The organism is Desulfobulbus propionicus DSM 2032, from assembly GCF_000186885.1.
In the GTDB taxonomy this organism is placed as follows: domain Bacteria; phylum Desulfobacterota; class Desulfobulbia; order Desulfobulbales; family Desulfobulbaceae; genus Desulfobulbus; species Desulfobulbus propionicus.
The window spans coordinates 1,802,916-1,819,076 of the sequence record NC_014972.1 but is presented as its reverse complement, the minus strand read 5'-3'; the positions used below and the strand labels follow the sequence as shown (position 1 = coordinate 1,819,076).

Below are 16,161 nucleotides of genomic sequence, written 5' to 3'. Positions count from 1 at the left end.
ACATCAAGAAAATCAGCAGTGTTTGCAGACCTTTTCCGGCAGCGGCAGGTCGACGCTGGCGCCGCCCCAGTTGAGCTTGCTGCGGAGGATATTGAAATAGCTCTTCCACGGCGAGCTGATGATCAGCAGCGGCTTGGAGGCCTTCTGCACCAGCAGATAGTCGTTTTCGGTGATGGTCCACTGCAGCTCGCCGTCGACGATCACCTTGACCTGACCGGCAGGAGCCAGCAGCTGGGTGGTGACCTTGTGCTGCGAGCCCAGTAGCACCGGCCGTGATTCGAGCATGAAGGGACAGATGGGGGTGACAACGATGGCGTCGAGCTCGGCGTGGACCACCGGCCCGCCGGCCGAGAGGTTGTAGGCGGTCGAACCGGTGGGCGTGGCCATGATCAGACCGTCGGCGCGGTAGGTGGTGACATATTCCCGATCGGCCCAGCAGCGCAGGCGGATCATGGCCTCGGTGCTCTTCTTGACGATCACCACCTCGTTGAGGGCGTGGACCGATGGGCTTTTCTGGCCGGTGGCGCCGTTGATGAAGGCGGCGGTGAGCATGATCCGCCGCTCCATCCGCACCTCATCCTCGAACAGCAAGGTTTCCAGGGCCTCATACATCTCGTCGGCCGCCACCTCGGTGAGGAAACCGAGGTTGCCGAGATTGACCCCGAGCACCGGCAGCTGATGGCGGCTGGCCTCGCCGGCCACATGGAGCAGGGTGCCGTCGCCTCCGAGCACGATCAGCACGTCCATGGCCGCGTCGATCCGGTTCAGTTCCGCCTTGATTCCCCGCTCGGCAAACCAAGCGATCACCTCGCGGCCGATCTGCTCCACCTCCGGACTGTCTGGACGGGTGACGATTCCCGCATGGCCGATCTTCATGCGCCCAACTCCCGCGAACGTTCGGTGGCCGCCTCGATCGCCCCCATGACCACGCCCCGCAGGGCGCCATCCTCCAACACCTGAATCCCGGCGATGGTGGTGCCGCCAGGCGAGGTCACCTTGCCTTTCAACACCGCCGGATGGTCGCCGGTCTCCAGGGCCAGCTTGGCCGAACCGTAGACAGTCTGCAAGACCAGCTGCTCGGCCACCGGCCGGGGCAGGCCGGCGAGCACGCCGCCATCGATCATGGCCTCGATAAAGGTGAACACGTAGCCCGGACCGCTGCCGCTCAGGCCGGTGACCGCGTCCAGCTGGCTCTCCGGCACCTCGACGCAGGAGCCCACGGCGGAAAAGAGCGCTGACGCGGTTTTCCGATCCTGATCAGTGACATGATGGTTGGGACTGAAGGCGGTGGCGCCCGCCAGCACCAGGGCCGGCGTGTTGGGCATCACCCGGATCAGACGAATTGTGTCACCAAGCCATCCTGCCAGGGTGTGCAGGGTCACGCCGGCCATGATCGAGATCACCAGGTGTTCGGAGGTGAGGAAGGGGCGGTACTCGGCCAGCACCGTGGCCGCGAGCTGGGGCTTGATTGCCAGCACCAGGACCTTGCAGGAGTGGCAGAGCATTTCCGCCTCGCTGGTACAGACCACCCCGTATTGATTGAGCAGGGCATCTCGGCGGAACACCGACGGTTCCGCGACCATTATCTTCTCCGCGGTGGTTAGGCCACTGGCCACAATGCCGCGGATCATGGCCTCGGCCATCTGACCGCCGCCGACAAAACCAAGGGTGTCTATCGATGAACGCATATTTCTCCTGTGAGAACGATACAATGGGAACGAAGAGGCAATAACGTGCTATTATACGCATCTTCCTCCGGGCCGACAACCGCAGAACCTAAACCGCGTTGCTCCGGGGCAAAAAAAAGCCGCCGGAGGGATCCGGCGGCTGTGCGTACGACAGAAACAGGGGAACGCTTACATCGCGCAGGCCTGCTGAGGCAACGACTCGTTGACCGGGGCAAAGAAAGGGGCGAACCGGTGCCCAGAATTCTGGGTGGACTGCACTACCTGGCGCAACAGGGACTCGCCTCGTTTCTGGAAGGTGACATACTCCCAACTGTGGGGGTTGTCGATGATGGTGCGCATCAGTCCCAAATGCAGACTGTGTCCGGACCGATCAGCAATCACATGGCCAAGCACCGGCGAACCGAGCAGGGCGATGTCGCCGATCACGTCCAACACCTTGTGGCGGATGAATTCGTCGTCGAACCGCAGACCATCTTCGTTCAGAATCGAACGCCGGTTCCAGTGAATGGCGATGACGTTGTCCAGGGTGCCGCCAAGGGCGAGTCCATTTTGCCACAATTGTTCCACCTGCTCGACAAAGCCAAAGGTGCGGGCCGAGGCGATCTCCTTGGTGAACCGCTCGGGGTTGACCTCCACCGAGTAGCGCTGCTCGCTGATCAGGGCGTCGTCGAACTGAATGCGTCCCGATACCTTGAACCCGTCATAGGGTTCGATACGGATCGATTTGTTGCCGTCGACATAGCTGAGCGGCCGGGTGATGCGTAGCATTTTGCGCAGGGCCTGCTGGCGATGCAAACCGGCGGTCTTGAGCAAGCGGGTAAAGGGTCCGGCGCTGCCATCCATGATCGGCACCTCGTGGGAATCGAGGTCGATCACCGCATTGTCGATGCCGCAGCCGCGCAGGGCGGCCATCAGGTGCTCGGTGGTGGAAATCTTATTGCGTCCGTCGCCGATGGTGGTGGCCAAGGTGGTATCCACCACCCGTTCAACCCGGGCTGGAATGGTGGGTCGGCCGGCCAGATCGGAACGGACGAACTGGATGCCGCTGTTCGCCGGCGCGGGACTGATGGTCAGGTTGACGGTGCGTCCGGTGTGCAGTCCAACACCGCAGCAACTGACGGTTCGTTTTACTGTATATTGATGCGGCTCTATGTGAGATGCCATGGTGACCTACTGTAAACTCTGTGAAAGAAGAGGGCAATATTGTCTATATATCTATAAACTATGCAAATTGCGATCCAACTGGTCGACAAATATTACATGGTGGTACAAAATTCAAAAAATTATACCAAATCAAAAAAATAGACCGCAGAAGTAGCAGATTGATGGCCCAGGGGCCTCGACACAGATGTGGCAAAAAAAACACATTCCGGACAACTCCGGGCGAATGTTGTTTTTTTTACACAGTTGGCAAGAGGGATCAATCGTGGCCGCTCCAGGAACGGACCGCCGAAAGGATGTTCCGCGCTAACGGCTCCTCTGCCTCCACCCGCATCCGCAACCCGAACACAGGCAGGGACAGGGCCTCGACATGGGGAGCCAGCTTGACCAGATCCTTTTCGGTGGTGATCAGGTTCTGGGCGCCGGATTGACGGGCGCGATTGGCCAGCCGCTCGATCACGGCCGACGAATAGCGCTGGTGGTCGTCCAGGGGATGAAAACCGGCCAGCACCGCCCCCTGTGCGATGAGCGTCTGGCGGAAGGATTCGGGGTGGGCGATGCCACAAAAGGCAAATAAAGGGTGCTGGACCAGAATGTCGGCGGCTGCCGGTTCAAGAATGCCCGAGGCGGCGAGCCGCACCGGCCCTTCCACCCCATACCCGGCTTGGACGACCGGAATACCGGGAAAGCGATGGCGCAGCAGGTCGGCGAACCGGTCGGCCCGTTCCCGGTTACCGGCATGGACGCCGGTCATGACAAAACCGGTGGCCCGTTTGAGCGCGGCCACTGGTTCACGCAGGTCGCCGCCGGGGAAGACCCGCGAGTTGCCGGCCAGCCGGTCGGTGTTGAACAGCACCAGGTTGACATCGCGCTTGATTTGCAGATGCTGAAAACCGTCGTCCAGCAACAGGACATCGGCTCCCATCTCCACGGCACGCTGGGCCGGCAGCCGGCGGACAATACCGGTCAGCACCGGTACGCCCGGCAGGGTTTCGGCCAAAAAACGCGGTTCGTCGCCGGCCTGCTCGGCATCGAGCAGCAGACTCTTGTCGTCGGACACCACGTTGATGGCGCCTTTCGCCCGTCCGCCGTAGCCGCGGCTGATGATCGCCGGGTGGAAGCCGTTGTCTTGCAGCAGCCGGGCCAGGTACTGAACCATCGGCGTCTTGCCGCTGCCGCCCAAGGTCAGGTTACCGACGCTGACCACCGGTGCGGCCAGCCGGTAAGAGCGGAGCACGCCCCGACGGTAGAGGGTCTCGCGCAGGCGCATGGCCAGGCTGTAGATCGGGCTCAATGGCCGGCCCAAGGCAAAATAAAACGCGGTTGATTGCTTCATGTCGTGCACAACAGCTCCCGTCGACGGACCACGATGGAGATAGGGGAAGCGGTCCACGGCTCCTTCACCGTGGCACCGAAGCGGCAAACCTCCCGCAGGGTGCGCGCCGGTCCGCCAGACCTGCCATCCGGTCATTTTTAGTGCAAAATTATCTCAATGGGGTAAAAAATGGGCACACTCGAAAAAGACAAGATCGTTTGCAACCTGACCCGACCGGGAGGTGTCTCCACAATGCGTTGTGTCCCACCCTTCACCCTGTTTGCTGCTAGTATCCTGGCCATTGGCCTGAGCGTCAATGCCCTGGCCGCCGAAGCGGTCAAGATCGGCGTGGCCGGCGCCCACAGCGGCGACCTGGCCTCCTACGGCCTGCCGACTTTAAAGGCTGCCCAACTTGTTGTCAAAGAGATTAACGCCAAAGGCGGCATCAACGGCGCGCCGGTGGAATTGCTGATCGAGGATGACATGTGCAAGCCGGAAATCGCCACCAACACCGCCACGAAACTGATCTCCAACGGCGCCAAGGCGGTGATCGGCCATATCTGCTCCGGTCCGACCAAAGCCGCCCTGCCCATCTACCGCGCCGCCAAGGTGCCGGTCATCTCTCCCTCGGCCACCACCCCCGGACTCACCCAGAGCGGCGAGTACCCCAACTTCTACCGCACCATCGCCAGTGACGACGCCCAGGCCCGTTCCCAGGTGGATTTCGCCCTAGGCACCCTCAAAGTGAAGAAAATTGCCGTGATCCACGATAAAGGTGACTACGGCAAGGGGCTGGCCGAGTACGCCAAAACCTTCATCGAGCAGAGCGGCGGCAAGGGCGAGGTGGTGCTCTTTGAAGGGGTCACGCCCGGCGCGGTCGACTATTCGGCGGTGGTGCAGAAGATCAAGCGCTCCGGTGCGGAGGCGGTCATCTTCGGCGGCTACCATCCGGAGGCCTCCAAGGTCGTCGGTCAGATGCGGCAGAAGCGGATGACCATCCCCTTTGTCTCCGACGACGGCGTCAAGGACGACACCTTCATCAAGGTCGCGGGCAAGGATGCCGAGGGCGTCTACGCCACCGGACCGGCCGACGTCTCCCAGAATCCGATCACCAAGGAGTATCGCGCCAAATTCAAACAGGCCGAGGGTACCGATCCCGGCGCCTTTTTCGACAACGCCATCGCCGCCACCCTGGCCCTGACCCATGCCCTGGCCAAGGCCGGCTCCACCGATCCCGAGGCCGTGGCCCAGGCGCTGCGCAGCGAGGAGGTGGCCACCCCGTTTGGCCATATCAAGTTCGACGCCAAGGGCGAACCGATCGGCATCGGCTTTTCCATCTATCAAGTCAAGGACGGCCAATACGTGCAAGTCCAGTAACGCTCGCCCATGCCAACCTGCCAATGCCTGGAATCGCCGCTGCGGTCCCAGGCATTGATGTTTTGTGCGCCCGCTGGGGTTGCCGCGCCCTTCAAGCCCGACCCGTTTGCAAGAGGATTTCCATGGACTACTTCATCGAACTGCTGTTCAGTGGTCTGACCCGGGGTTCCATCTACGCCCTGATCGCCCTGGGGTACACCATGGTCTACGGCATCATCGGCCTGATCAACTTCGCCCATGGCGAGATCTACATGATCGGCGCCTTCACCGCCCTGATCGCCTCGACCGTCTTCTCGATCCTCGGCCTGCCGCTGCCGGCCATCCTTGTTCTGACCGCGCTGGCGGCCGTGGTCTGGGCCGGGGCCTACGGCTACACCGTGGAGCGGCTGGCCTACCGGCCCTTGCGCAACGCCCCCCGTTTGTCGCCCTTGATCTCGGCCATCGGCATGTCGATTTTCCTGCAGAATTATGTCCTCCTGGCCCAGACCTCGGACTTCCTGCCCTTTCCGGCCCTGATTCCGGATTTTGCCTTGCTCGAGCCCTATGCCGCCATCATCGGCTCCACCGACCTGGCCATCCTGGTGGTCTCGGCCGTGGTCATGCTGTTCCTGACCGTGCTGATCAAGTGCACCCGCACCGGCAAGGCCATGCGCGCCACGGCCCAAGACCGCACCATGGCGCTGCTGGTCGGGATCAATGTCGACCGGATCATCTCGATCACCTTTGTCCTCGGTTCGGCCCTGGCCGCCATCGGTGGTCTGCTCATTGCCTCGCACATCGGCCAGATCAACTTCTCTATCGGCTTCCTCGCCGGCATCAAGGCCTTTACCGCCGCAGTGCTCGGTGGCATCGGCTCCATTCCCGGTGCCGTGCTGGGCAGTTTTGTCCTCGGCCTGACCGAGGCCTTTGCCACCGGTTATGTGAGCAGCGACTATGAGGACGTATTCGCCTTCTCCCTGCTGGTGCTGATCCTGATCTTCCGTCCTGCCGGACTGCTCGGCAAGGCGGCAGTGGAAAAAGTCTAACCGTTCGATGCCCATGCTGACTGTCAAGGATTTCCGCCAGGCCCTGCTCACAGCCCTGTGGTTCATGTTTCTCACCTTTCCCCTGCTGGTGATCAAGGTCAATCCGGTGGAAAAGAGCATCCTCTGGCGCTGGTCCAATCTGGCCTGGGTCGGCGGGGTGAGCTTTGGCCTCTTCGTGGCTTCCCGCCTGCTTCTCGCCTTTCGCGCCGCCCGTCGGGAACGCATCCGCCTGGGCCTGGCGCAGGAGACCCCTCCCCTGCTGCCGCGTCTGCTGGCGCAACGCGCCGTCACCCTTCCGCTGCTCGGTATCGGCGCCCTCTTTTTCCTCGCCTTCCCCACCCTCTTCTCCACCTATCAGGTCAACATCATGAGCACGGCCCTGATGTACGTGGTGCTGGGGCTGGGTTTGAACATCGTGGTCGGCGTGGCCGGACTGCTCGACCTCGGCTACGTGGCCTTCTATGCGGTCGGCGCCTACAGCTACGCCTTGCTCCACCTCCATTTCGGCCTCGGCTTCTGGACCGTGCTGCCCATCGGCGGCCTGCTGGGCGCACTGTTCGGCATCCTGCTCGGCTTTCCGGTGCTGCGGTTGCGCGGCGACTATCTGGCCATCGTCACCCTCGGTTTCGGCGAGATCATCCGCCTGGTGCTGGAGAACTGGACCGAATTCTCCCAAGGCCCAAGCGGCATCGCCAACATCCCCCGCCCTGGCCTGTTCGGCATTGAGCTGTCGCTGGAGGCCTCGATCATCTATTTGTATTATCTAATGATCCTCATGGTGCTGTTCACCATCTTCATGATCAATCGGCTGCAAAACTCGCGCATCGGCCGGGCCTGGTACGCCCTGCGCGAGGATGACATCGCCTGCCAGGCCATGGGCATCGACAAGACCCGGACCAAGTTGACCGCCTTTGCCCTCGGGGCCACCTGGGCGGGCATGGCCGGGGTCTTTTTCGCTGCCAAGACCACCTTTGTCAACCCGGCCAGCTTCACCTTTCTCGAGTCGGCGATCATCCTCTGCATCGTGGTCTTGGGCGGCATGGGTTCGATCGTCGGGGTGATTGTCGGCGCCCTGGTGCTGATCCTCCTGCCCGAATACCTGCGTGCCGTGGCCGACTACCGCATGCTTGCCTTCGGCGCCGTTCTGGTGGTGATGATGGTCTTCCGGCCCCAGGGCATCGTGGCCACGGTGCGCCGAAGCTACACAGTCAACCGATAATTTGTTGCACTTTTGACACAGCCCATGGACCCACTCCTCACCGTCAGCGGCCTGACCATGGATTTCGGCGGCATCCGTGCCCTGGATCATCTCGATCTCCGCCTCCATCCGGGAGAAATCGCGGCCCTGATCGGCCCCAACGGCGCCGGCAAGACCACCTTGTTCAACTGCTTGACCGGCATCTACGCCCCCACCGGCGGCGAACTGCTGCTGACTCCGCCCGGCCAAGCACCCAAACGGTTGAATGGACTCAAGCCCAACCAGATCACCGCGCAGGGAGTGGCGCGCACCTTCCAGAACATCCGCCTTTTCCCCAACATGACCGTGCTCGAGAACGTGATGATCGGTCGCCACTGCCGCACCCATGCAACGGTCTTCGGGGCCATCTTCCGCCCGCCGGCGGTGCGGCACGAAGAAAAGGCCATTGTTGGCATGAGCCTTGCTTTGCTGGAGCGGATCGACCTGGCGGATCAGGCCGACGAGTTCGCCAAGCATCTGCCCTATGGGGCTCAGCGGCGGCTGGAGATCGGTCGGGCCCTGGCCACTGAGCCGCTGCTGCTGTTGCTCGACGAACCGGCGGCCGGCATGAACCCGCAGGAAACACTGGAACTCAACGAACTGATTCGCTCGATTCGGGACGATGGCACGGCCATCTTGCTGATCGAGCACGACATGAAACTGGTGATGCGCCTCTCCGACCACATCTTTGTCCTGGATTATGGCCGCAAGATCGCCGAGGGCTCGCCCGAGGAGGTGCGGCACAACCCGGCGGTGATCCGGGCCTATCTCGGCGAGGAAAGCATCCATGCTTGAGCTCCGTGAGGTCGACGCATTCTACGGCAGCATCCAGGCCCTGCACGGCGTGAGCCTCACCGTCAGCCAGGGCGAGATCGTCACCTTGATCGGTGCCAACGGCGCGGGCAAGTCCACCACCCTGATGGCCATCAGCGGCATCGTGCCGGTGCGGCGGGGCGAGATCGTGTTTGAAGGACAAGCGATCACTGGCAAGGCCCCGGACGGGATCGTCCGGCTGGGCATCTGTCAGGTTCCCGAGGGACGGCACATCTTTCCCGCGCTGAGCGTGGCCGAAAACCTCGACATGGGTGCCTTCCTCCGCCGGGACAGCAAGGCGATCGCCGCGGACCGGGAGATGTGCTACAGCCTCTTCCCGATTTTGGCCGAGCGGCGCCACCAGCCGGGCGGCACCCTCTCCGGCGGCGAGCAACAGATGCTGGCCATCAGCCGGGCACTCATGGCCCGGCCAAGACTGCTGCTGCTCGACGAGCCGTCCATGGGGCTGGCGCCCCTGGTGACCAAACAAATTTTTACCATTATCACCACGATCAACAGGGAACACCACACGACCATTTTCCTGGTGGAACAGAACGCCAATCTCGCCCTGCAAGTGGCGGATCGGGGCTATGTCCTGGAAAATGGCCGCATCGTCATGCAGGACCGGGCAGCGGCGCTGCTCGGCAATCCTGCCATACAACAAGCCTATCTCGGCATTTGAATGCAGGCTGCATTTTGCAGTCCAGCCGGGAACAGAACAGGAAGGACATGAGCAAGACAATGAAGGTTGGAGTGATTGGAGTTGGATACCTGGGCCGTTTTCACGCCCAAAAATACGCGGCCATGGAGGATGTCGACCTGGTGGGGGTGGCCGATGCCGATCCGGCGCGGGCACGGCAAATCGCCGAGGAATGCTCCACCGCCTCTTTTGCCGATTACCGGGAGTTGTTGCCCCAGGTGGATGCGGTGTCCATCGTGGTGCCGACCAGCCTCCATCACGAAGTGGGCAAGGTCTGCCTGCAGCAGGGTATCGACGTGCTGATGGAAAAGCCGATCACCACCACCCTGAGCGAAGCCGACGATCTGATCCATCTGGCCCGCGAGCACGGGCGGATTCTCCAGGTCGGCCATCTGGAGCGGTTCAACCCGGCGGTGCTGGCCATGCAGCCGCTGCTCACCCATCCGCTGTTCATCGAGGCGCATCGCATCGCCGTGTTCAAGGAGCGGGGCACGGATGTCGATGTGGTGCTCGACCTGATGATTCACGACATCGATATCGTCCTATCCATCGTCAAGGCGCCGATCGTTTCCATCCTCACCGCCGGTGCGCCGGTGGTCACCCAGCACACCGACATCGCCAACGCCCGCCTCATCTTTGCCAACGGCTGCACCGCCAACATTACGGTCAGCCGTATCTCCATGGACAACATGCGGCGGATGCGCATCTTCCAACCCGGCCAGTATTTGTCGGTGGATTTCGGCAAGAAGGAGGTGATGTCGGTGCGGCTCAAGCCCGGCGCAACAGGCGCGGCACCGGTGCCGGAGATCAGCAAGTCGGGCTTCCAGGACCAGGATGCCCTGGAACTGGAGTTACGCGATTTCGTCCAGCATGTGCGCGACCGTAGCCGTCCGGCCGTGGCCGGTGAAGAGGGCCGCCGCGCCCTGGACGTGGCCCTGCAGGTGGTCGAGCAGATTGAGAGCAACCGTCGGCGGGTCGAGCAGATCCTGGCCGACGAGGGCCGCTCCGACCTGCTGGCCTACCTCCACCATTGACGGGTCAGGCGATGAACATCCACGGCGGATATACCCAGGAGGTGATGATCGTGGCCGGCGAGGCCTCGGGCGACCTGCACGGCGCCAATCTGGTGCGGGCCATGCGCGAGCAGCGGCCAGAGTTGCGCTTCTGCGGCATGGGCGGCCGGGAACTGCACGCGGCCGGGGTGGAACTGCTGTGCGACGCCGCCAAGCTGGCGGTGGTGGGTGCTTTCGAGGTCCTCAGCCACCTGGGTGATATCCTCGCCGCCCGCCGTGCCCTGATCGAGCGCATGCGCGACCGCCGCCCCGGGTTACTGATCCTGATCGACTATCCGGACTTCAACCTGCTGCTGGCGAGATCGGCCAAGAAGCTCGGCATCCCGGTGTTTTACTACATCAGCCCGCAGGTCTGGGCCTGGCGCAAGGGCCGGGTGCGGACCATCAAACGGTTGACCGACCGGATGGCGGTCATCCTGCCCTTTGAGCAGTCCTTTTACGCCCGTTACGGCGTGCGGGTCGATTTCGTCGGCCACCCGCTGATGGATGCGGTGCATCCTGACCTGAGTCCGGCCCAGTTCCGGGCAGCGCACCGGATCGAACCGACCCGGAAACTGGTTGGTCTCTTGCCAGGCAGCCGCAGAAAGGAGGTGGCGGCCCTGTTGCCCGATTTTCTTGCCGCCGCCGAACTACTCGCCCGCGACCATCCCCAGGCCTACACCTTCCTCATCCCCTTGGCGCCGACCATCGGCCGCACGCTGCTCGACGAACACGGCCTGGCCGCCTGGCTGGGTCGCTACGATTACCGGGTGATCAGCGAGGGCCGCTACGCGATGATGGCCGCCTGCGACGCAGTGGTGGCCGCCTCGGGCACGGTGCTGCTCGAACTGGCCCTCCTCGGCGTGCCCACGGTGGCCACCTATCGGGTCTCGCCCCGTACCTATTTTCTCGGCCGGTTGCTCATCCGTAATTTACGCTTCTTTTCCCTGGTCAACCTGATCGGCGAGCGGGAAATCATCCCCGAATTGCTGCAAGATGCGGTCACGCCCGGCCGGATCGCCTCGGAACTGCGCAACATGCTCGACAACGATGTCGCCCGCCAGAGCATGCTCGCCGGATTGCGGGAAGTGCGCGAGCGCTTGGGCGGTCCGGGGGCATCGCGACGGGCCGCCGATATCGCCCTCCAGGTGCTGGCCGACCGTCAGCGCCCCTCCCTGATGGCGAGCGACGCATAACCGCAGACTCGTCGGCCAGGCCGCTGCGCTTGCGGAATATTGCTCTTGGTCGCACGTCAGGCTGCATTGCCAGGCAACCGCATGTGAAGAAGCGCGACCCGGTTCCCCTTTGTTGTCGTTCTGCTACTCGACGGCATAAGGTCGAAAGCCCAGTTTTGCGTACAGCAGCAGGCCGGCAACGTTTTGATTGAAGCACGAGATTGTTACCTCGGCGGCCTGGTATTTGGAGAAAGCCACGTCACTCATCCGCTCGATGAGCGCGCGACCACCGTTGCAGCCGAACGCTGGGCAATGGCGTTGCGCAACTGCGATCCAGTCAGCGAGAAGTTGCCCCTGGAAACAAGAAAAACAGCTCATCCTCACTTTGCGGAAAGCCGCAAATGCACTCAATGTCGCTCTCGGCGACAGGACGATGAGTTAGTGACATGGTTCAGACAAACCAATATCGTAAACCAGCCGAGCCATAAGGAACGAATCGACTGGAACACGTCGGATGATTTACTTTGTTAGATTTGTGATTGCGCAGAAATGTCACAATTTTTAATCCACTTACTTTTTAAATATTCAATATCATCAATACTAAAAAAATGCTTTGTATACTTAGATTCAAGCATATTATTTATATAATCATCAGAAAATGAAATTTTATCAATAAATTTTGCATAAATTTCAAAATATGATTTACTAGAAGCCTCATTCTTTCGAACGATCTTAATATTTTTAATATTTAATAGTTTTTGCAAATATTTTTGTTTTTTTTCATCATCAATATCATGACGCATAACAAGTATATGATATTTTTTATTATTTATAATAACAGCCCCTTCATCCTTCGGAAAATCATGATTATAAATATCAAACCCTAACACTTCATTAAACTCATTATCAAACCATGTTATTGGTATCGAATGTGGGTATTTTGTAAAAAAACCTTCTAAAACTTGATCGAATGGAATATTTTTATATGCATCATCCTGCTTAAATATTAGATCTAAATTTTGGAAATAAGCTGAAATATTTCTTCCAATTGGCTCTCTCACCAGAGATATAATATAAATTTCATTTTCATGAATAATTTTATTGTAAAGATCGTCAATGCTTTCTGGTGAGATAGTTGTTTTCCAACCCATTTTTCTCTTTATGCTATTCAGATTTCTTGTATAATTTGAGCTAAGATGATGAGTATGAATAACATTCAATCCTTTTATCTGAGCTAACGTTGCTTTGATAGTTGATGAAGCTACTTTTCCCATTTGATATATAACGACCATTTTATCATTCACAATTGTCTCTATCTCCATGTTTATGAAAACTAAAGTCATTGAAGATCGCATTCTTGCGAAACTTTGGTATCCATACGACACGATACTCGCAATCCTTCTTGGTGTGGCTTAGGCCCTGTTCGTCATACATGGGAATTCTCCCCGTCAAACTTTGGGAGCCCACTGGTAGAGCCGGTGCTTTACCTGTTTATTACTAAGACAGCAGGTGTACAGTAACCTCTTGGAAAAAATCAACTATTATTTTTCTCTCCTTAAGGAAGGTCGCCACGTCCCTGCCGGGATGCACGGGCGGCAAGGGTCCGCGCGCCGGTCAGCCGGCAGAATCGTCTGAAACAATTGCCCAGCAAGCAAGAGGGATCGAAGGTGGACTCCTGCGCGCTTTGCGCTCCATGTTCCACGCGCAGCAAGCACCTCGGCCCCGTCTATCTTTAAAAAAAGAGTAAAACAATAAGATATGCACGATGACCCACCTATCGAAGTGCCCATTGACGGCACCCTCGATCTGCACGCCTTCCGGCCCTCGGAGATCAAGACCCTGATTCCTGACTATCTGCAGGAATGCCGGGAAAACGGCATCCTGCAGGTGCGGATCATCCACGGCAAGGGCAGCGGCACCCTGCGGCGCACGGTGCACGCCCTGCTCGATCGGATGGAGATGGTGGCCGGGTATCGTCTGGGCGACGAGACCAGCGGCGGTTGGGGGGCTACGCTGGTGATTCTTCGGGCGGCGGGGTCGTCTCCATCGGCTCGATGAGCCCATGGGCCGAGGCCAGTGCCCGCACCTGAAGCATGAAGGTGGAGGGCAGCGGCAGGTCGCGCTCCTCCTGAAGGATGCCTAGGGCCTTGGCCATGAGCAGCGAGGGAATGGAGTGGATGCCCTCCTGGTTGTCGCAGATGGTTTTCATCCGCAGGCCGTCGGTGAGCACGGGGAGCAATTCCTGGCAGTGGCTGGAGAGCTCGCGCAACTCCCGTTCGACCAGTTCCCGGTTGACGCCGGCAAAGGCCGCCACCGCCTGGTCTGTCGGCTGGGTGCCGAACAGGTTGTTGACCACCGCCCCGGCTAGGTGGACAGGGAATGGTTCGGCCTGATCGACGTAGCGGTCATGAACGCTTTGGCGCAGCACCTTGAACAGGAGCATCTGCACGGTAAAGATCGCCTCCCGCATCACCGGGATCACCTTGTTGTCGACCAATGGTTGTTCGCCTGTTGCGTCCTGATTCATAACACTACCCGTATGGCCGGATGCCCGGCAAAACACTGATACAACCGCAGCCGTTCGGCCTCGTCGCCGACCGTGATTTCCAGATTGATACTGAGATAGCGACCGCCGGAACTGACGTTGCCCTCGGCGATGACGCAGGTTGTCACGTCCACCGAGGCATGGATGGCCGCCATGATGGCAGCCCGGTCCTCGCCAATCAACCGGTACTGCCACCGGCAGGGATATTGGATGTCCGGCTTGCAGCCACTGACGTTTTGCATGCTCTCACTCCTTGTCCGGGGCTGTATAGCGCGTCGGCCCCTGCTTGCCAACAGAAAATACCGCTCCGCATTTGCGGTCGCCGATGGTATGATGCGCGAGCCAAGCAACCTCTTGTTTTCCGGAGTCTTTCATGTCGCACCGCATCCTGATTATCAACCATCGTTTGAATATTGCCCAGCTTCCCGCTGACTTCACGGGAAAATTCGAGTTTATCACCGTCGCCGACGGCCGGACGGGGCTGGTCCAATTGGCCCTGGAGGATCAATGGTGCGGGATGCTGGTGGCTTGTGAACTGCCCGACATGGGCCTGCTTGATTTTCTCAACCAGGCGGTCACCCTCACCCAGGCCATCCCCTTGCTGCTGGTCCCCGACGATCATCTGCCCGCCGCCCTGCACCTGGCCAACAGCCGCTCCCTGTTCCGGGTGGTGCCGGAATCGACCTCCGGTGAGATCCTGGCCACCATCCTCCTCGACACCGCCCGCCAGTTTGGCCTGGTCCTGCAGGAACAGGAATTGTGGGAGCGAATCGACCTGATGACCGTGATCGATCCGCTCACCGGCTGCCTGAGCAGGCCGCACCTGGAGGAACTGCTCAAGAAGGAGCTGCGCCGGTCGTTGCGCTACACCCACCCGCTTGCGGTCATCCTCTGCGACATCGACGGCCTCAAGGGGGTCAACGAGTCCTTGGGCCACCGCGTCGGCGATCAGATCCTGGCCGGATTCGCCCGCATGGCCATGGAATCCATTCGTCGGGATATCGACACCATCACCCGTTGGGGCGAGGACGAATTCCTGCTGGTCCTCCCGGAAACGCCCATCCGTGGCGGCGCCCTGGTGGCCAGCCGGCTGCGCGAACGGTTCGCTGGTCTCAACTGTGCGGCGAACGGCCATCTGGTCAGCTGCACCGCCAGTTTCGGGGTGGCCGGATTCACCCCGGAGATCGCCGAGCGCAACGCCTCTCCGGACGACCTGCTGCTGATTGCCAGCCGCTGCCTGATGCAAGCCAAGGCGGCCGGCGGCAATCAGGTGTTGTGCTGCCCCTGAATCAATCGGAGTGTCGCCATGATCATCATCAATTCCTCCAAGGGACAGGATTTCAGCCCCGCCCCTTGCCCCCTGCCTTCGACCCGGCCGATCTTTTGGGCGCAGGCGGAAGAGCTGGTCACCCTGCTGCGCCAGTACGATCTGGTTAGCCTGCGCGCACTGATGGATGTCAGTCAGTCCCTGGCCGAACGGACCATGGCCCAGTTCCATGGGTTTGCGGCAGACGGCGGCAAACCGGCCCTGCTGGCCTACGACGGCGAGGCCTATCGCAGTCTGGGAGCAGCGGAGTTCTCCGCCGATGATCTGCACGCAGCCCAACAGCGGCTGCGCATCCTTTCCGGCCTGTACGGACTCCTCCGGCCCCTGGACCTGATTCAGCCCCATCGTCTGGAGATGGGCTACGCCGTGCGCAACGAGCACGGCAAGCATCTGTACGCGTTCTGGAGAAAACGGATCACCGATGAACTGAACCGGCAGTTGGCGCGTGAACCACATCCCCTGCTGATCAACCTGGCTTCGCACGAATACGCCAAGGCCGTGGACAAGAACCGGCTGCGCGCGCCCTGGATTGACATCCAGTTCAAGGAGGAAGGGGCGGGCAAACTGAAAATCATGGCTGTTCACGCTAAACGGGCACGGGGGATGATGGCTGCCTTCCTTATCCGTCAGCGGATCGACCGACCGGAGGGGATCACCGCCTTCACCGGCGGCGGGTATGGGTTTCGCCCGGACCTGTCAACGAACCGACAGCTGGTTTTCACCCGGCCGGCCGCCTGAGCGAGCCG

18 protein-coding genes and 1 pseudogene are annotated in these 16,161 nt (G+C 60.4%); 10 read left to right on the top strand and 9 right to left on the bottom strand.

Annotated elements, in window-relative coordinates:
* Positions 1-12: 12 nt before the first annotated feature.
* The 4 genes from DESPR_RS07910 to lpxK form a co-directional block, all read right to left on the bottom strand.
* Positions 13-876 carry an NAD(+)/NADH kinase gene (locus DESPR_RS07910; protein ID WP_015724280.1) on the bottom strand — a complete coding sequence of 288 codons (864 nt, stop codon included), beginning with the start codon at positions 874-876 and terminating at the stop codon, positions 13-15.
* A complete protein-coding gene (gene proC / locus DESPR_RS07905) occupies positions 873-1,688 on the bottom strand; it encodes a pyrroline-5-carboxylate reductase (RefSeq protein ID WP_015724279.1) in 816 nt (271 codons plus the stop codon). Before proC ends, DESPR_RS07910 begins: the two co-directional genes overlap by 4 nt.
* 168 nt (positions 1,689-1,856) lie before the next feature.
* The gene (gene lpxC / locus DESPR_RS07900; protein ID WP_015724278.1) at positions 1,857-2,852 is read right to left on the bottom strand and encodes a UDP-3-O-acyl-N-acetylglucosamine deacetylase; all 996 of its coding nucleotides are present in this window, start codon (positions 2,850-2,852) and stop codon (positions 1,857-1,859) included.
* Positions 2,853-3,108: 256 nt separating this feature from the next.
* Positions 3,109-4,185 carry a tetraacyldisaccharide 4'-kinase gene (gene lpxK / locus DESPR_RS07895; protein ID WP_043769857.1) on the bottom strand — a complete coding sequence of 359 codons (1,077 nt, stop codon included), beginning with the start codon at positions 4,183-4,185 and terminating at the stop codon, positions 3,109-3,111.
* A gap of 231 nt (positions 4,186-4,416) precedes the next feature.
* Between lpxK and DESPR_RS07890 the strand changes: the two genes are divergently transcribed.
* From DESPR_RS07890 to lpxB, 7 genes are all read left to right on the top strand, one after another.
* Positions 4,417-5,541: a branched-chain amino acid ABC transporter substrate-binding protein gene (locus DESPR_RS07890; RefSeq protein ID WP_015724276.1), complete on the top strand. Its 1,125-nt coding sequence runs from the start codon at positions 4,417-4,419 to the stop codon at positions 5,539-5,541.
* A 122-nt stretch (positions 5,542-5,663) separates the two neighbouring features.
* A complete protein-coding gene (locus DESPR_RS07885; RefSeq protein ID WP_015724275.1) occupies positions 5,664-6,566 on the top strand; it encodes a branched-chain amino acid ABC transporter permease in 903 nt (300 codons plus the stop codon).
* 13 nt (positions 6,567-6,579) lie between these two features.
* Entirely contained in the window at positions 6,580-7,785 is a 1,206-nt protein-coding gene (locus DESPR_RS07880; RefSeq protein WP_015724274.1) for an ABC transporter permease subunit, read from the top strand.
* Between the two features lie 24 nt (positions 7,786-7,809).
* The gene (locus DESPR_RS07875; protein WP_015724273.1) at positions 7,810-8,598 is read left to right on the top strand and encodes an ABC transporter ATP-binding protein; all 789 of its coding nucleotides are present in this window, start codon (positions 7,810-7,812) and stop codon (positions 8,596-8,598) included.
* The gene (locus tag DESPR_RS07870) at positions 8,591-9,298 is read left to right on the top strand and encodes an ABC transporter ATP-binding protein (RefSeq protein WP_015724272.1); all 708 of its coding nucleotides are present in this window, start codon (positions 8,591-8,593) and stop codon (positions 9,296-9,298) included. The genes DESPR_RS07875 and DESPR_RS07870 overlap by 8 nt, the downstream gene beginning before the upstream one ends.
* 47 nt (positions 9,299-9,345) lie before the next feature.
* Positions 9,346-10,350, top strand: a complete 1,005-nt coding sequence (locus tag DESPR_RS07865) for a Gfo/Idh/MocA family protein (RefSeq protein WP_015724271.1) — start codon at positions 9,346-9,348, stop codon at positions 10,348-10,350.
* A gap of 11 nt (positions 10,351-10,361) precedes the next feature.
* Positions 10,362-11,564, top strand: coding sequence for a lipid-A-disaccharide synthase (lpxB, locus tag DESPR_RS07860; RefSeq protein ID WP_015724270.1), 1,203 nt, complete (start codon positions 10,362-10,364; stop codon positions 11,562-11,564).
* Between the two features lie 56 nt (positions 11,565-11,620).
* Here the strand turns inward: lpxB and DESPR_RS07855 are convergent.
* Together DESPR_RS07855 and DESPR_RS07850 are read right to left on the bottom strand one after the other, a co-directional pair.
* Positions 11,621-11,991: pseudogene (locus DESPR_RS07855) on the bottom strand (GNAT family N-acetyltransferase).
* Positions 11,992-12,070: 79 nt separating this feature from the next.
* A complete protein-coding gene (locus tag DESPR_RS07850) occupies positions 12,071-12,847 on the bottom strand; it encodes a putative capsular polysaccharide synthesis family protein (protein WP_169701565.1) in 777 nt (258 codons plus the stop codon).
* A gap of 454 nt (positions 12,848-13,301) precedes the next feature.
* Here DESPR_RS07850 and DESPR_RS07845 point away from each other — a divergent pair, with 454 nt between their 5' ends.
* Positions 13,302-13,601 carry a Smr/MutS family protein gene (locus tag DESPR_RS07845; RefSeq protein WP_015724268.1) on the top strand — a complete coding sequence of 100 codons (300 nt, stop codon included), beginning with the start codon at positions 13,302-13,304 and terminating at the stop codon, positions 13,599-13,601.
* On the opposite strand, the gene DESPR_RS07840 is transcribed toward DESPR_RS07845, so the two are convergent.
* From DESPR_RS07840 to DESPR_RS19155, 3 genes are read right to left on the bottom strand one after another with little or no spacing between them, the layout of a single operon-like run.
* Positions 13,552-14,070 carry a hypothetical protein gene (locus tag DESPR_RS07840; RefSeq protein ID WP_015724267.1) on the bottom strand — a complete coding sequence of 173 codons (519 nt, stop codon included), beginning with the start codon at positions 14,068-14,070 and terminating at the stop codon, positions 13,552-13,554. The genes DESPR_RS07845 and DESPR_RS07840 overlap by 50 nt on opposite strands.
* The gene (locus tag DESPR_RS07835; RefSeq protein WP_015724266.1) at positions 14,067-14,330 is read right to left on the bottom strand and encodes an HP0495 family protein; all 264 of its coding nucleotides are present in this window, start codon (positions 14,328-14,330) and stop codon (positions 14,067-14,069) included. The genes DESPR_RS07840 and DESPR_RS07835 overlap by 4 nt, the downstream gene beginning before the upstream one ends.
* Before the next feature lie 4 nt (positions 14,331-14,334).
* Positions 14,335-14,463: a hypothetical protein gene (locus tag DESPR_RS19155; protein WP_272867048.1), complete on the bottom strand. Its 129-nt coding sequence runs from the start codon at positions 14,461-14,463 to the stop codon at positions 14,335-14,337.
* Here DESPR_RS19155 and DESPR_RS07830 point away from each other — a divergent pair.
* Together DESPR_RS07830 and DESPR_RS07825 are read left to right on the top strand one after the other, a co-directional pair.
* The gene (locus DESPR_RS07830; RefSeq protein ID WP_015724265.1) at positions 14,462-15,376 is read left to right on the top strand and encodes a GGDEF domain-containing protein; all 915 of its coding nucleotides are present in this window, start codon (positions 14,462-14,464) and stop codon (positions 15,374-15,376) included. The genes DESPR_RS19155 and DESPR_RS07830 overlap by 2 nt on opposite strands.
* 18 nt (positions 15,377-15,394) lie before the next feature.
* Entirely contained in the window at positions 15,395-16,153 is a 759-nt protein-coding gene (locus DESPR_RS07825; protein WP_015724264.1) for a YaaA family protein, read from the top strand.
* Positions 16,154-16,161 lie beyond the last annotated feature (8 nt).

Excerpts from the sequence above, each read along its gene's own strand:
- DESPR_RS07865 (WP_015724271.1), top strand. The coding sequence starts at position 9,346 with ATGAGCAAGACAATGAAGGTTGGAGTGATTGGAGTTGGATACCTGGGC.
- DESPR_RS07825 (WP_015724264.1), top strand. The coding sequence starts at position 15,395 with ATGATCATCATCAATTCCTCCAAGGGACAGGATTTCAGCCCCGCCCCT.
- DESPR_RS07840 (WP_015724267.1), bottom strand. The coding sequence starts at position 14,070 with ATGAATCAGGACGCAACAGGCGAACAACCATTGGTCGACAACAAGGTG.
- DESPR_RS19155 (WP_272867048.1), bottom strand. The coding sequence starts at position 14,463 with ATGAAAGACTCCGGAAAACAAGAGGTTGCTTGGCTCGCGCATCATACC.
- DESPR_RS07890 (WP_015724276.1), top strand. The coding sequence starts at position 4,417 with ATGCGTTGTGTCCCACCCTTCACCCTGTTTGCTGCTAGTATCCTGGCC.
- DESPR_RS07830 (WP_015724265.1), top strand. The coding sequence starts at position 14,462 with ATGTCGCACCGCATCCTGATTATCAACCATCGTTTGAATATTGCCCAG.
- DESPR_RS07910 (WP_015724280.1), bottom strand. The coding sequence starts at position 876 with ATGAAGATCGGCCATGCGGGAATCGTCACCCGTCCAGACAGTCCGGAG.
- DESPR_RS07870 (WP_015724272.1), top strand. The coding sequence starts at position 8,591 with ATGCTTGAGCTCCGTGAGGTCGACGCATTCTACGGCAGCATCCAGGCC.
- lpxC (WP_015724278.1), bottom strand. The coding sequence starts at position 2,852 with ATGGCATCTCACATAGAGCCGCATCAATATACAGTAAAACGAACCGTC.
- proC (WP_015724279.1), bottom strand. The coding sequence starts at position 1,688 with ATGCGTTCATCGATAGACACCCTTGGTTTTGTCGGCGGCGGTCAGATG.
- lpxK (WP_043769857.1), bottom strand. The coding sequence starts at position 4,185 with ATGAAGCAATCAACCGCGTTTTATTTTGCCTTGGGCCGGCCATTGAGC.
- DESPR_RS07845 (WP_015724268.1), top strand. The coding sequence starts at position 13,302 with ATGCACGATGACCCACCTATCGAAGTGCCCATTGACGGCACCCTCGAT.
- lpxB (WP_015724270.1), top strand. The coding sequence starts at position 10,362 with ATGAACATCCACGGCGGATATACCCAGGAGGTGATGATCGTGGCCGGC.
- DESPR_RS07885 (WP_015724275.1), top strand. The coding sequence starts at position 5,664 with ATGGACTACTTCATCGAACTGCTGTTCAGTGGTCTGACCCGGGGTTCC.
- DESPR_RS07835 (WP_015724266.1), bottom strand. The coding sequence starts at position 14,330 with ATGCAAAACGTCAGTGGCTGCAAGCCGGACATCCAATATCCCTGCCGG.
- DESPR_RS07875 (WP_015724273.1), top strand. The coding sequence starts at position 7,810 with ATGGACCCACTCCTCACCGTCAGCGGCCTGACCATGGATTTCGGCGGC.
- DESPR_RS07880 (WP_015724274.1), top strand. The coding sequence starts at position 6,580 with ATGCTGACTGTCAAGGATTTCCGCCAGGCCCTGCTCACAGCCCTGTGG.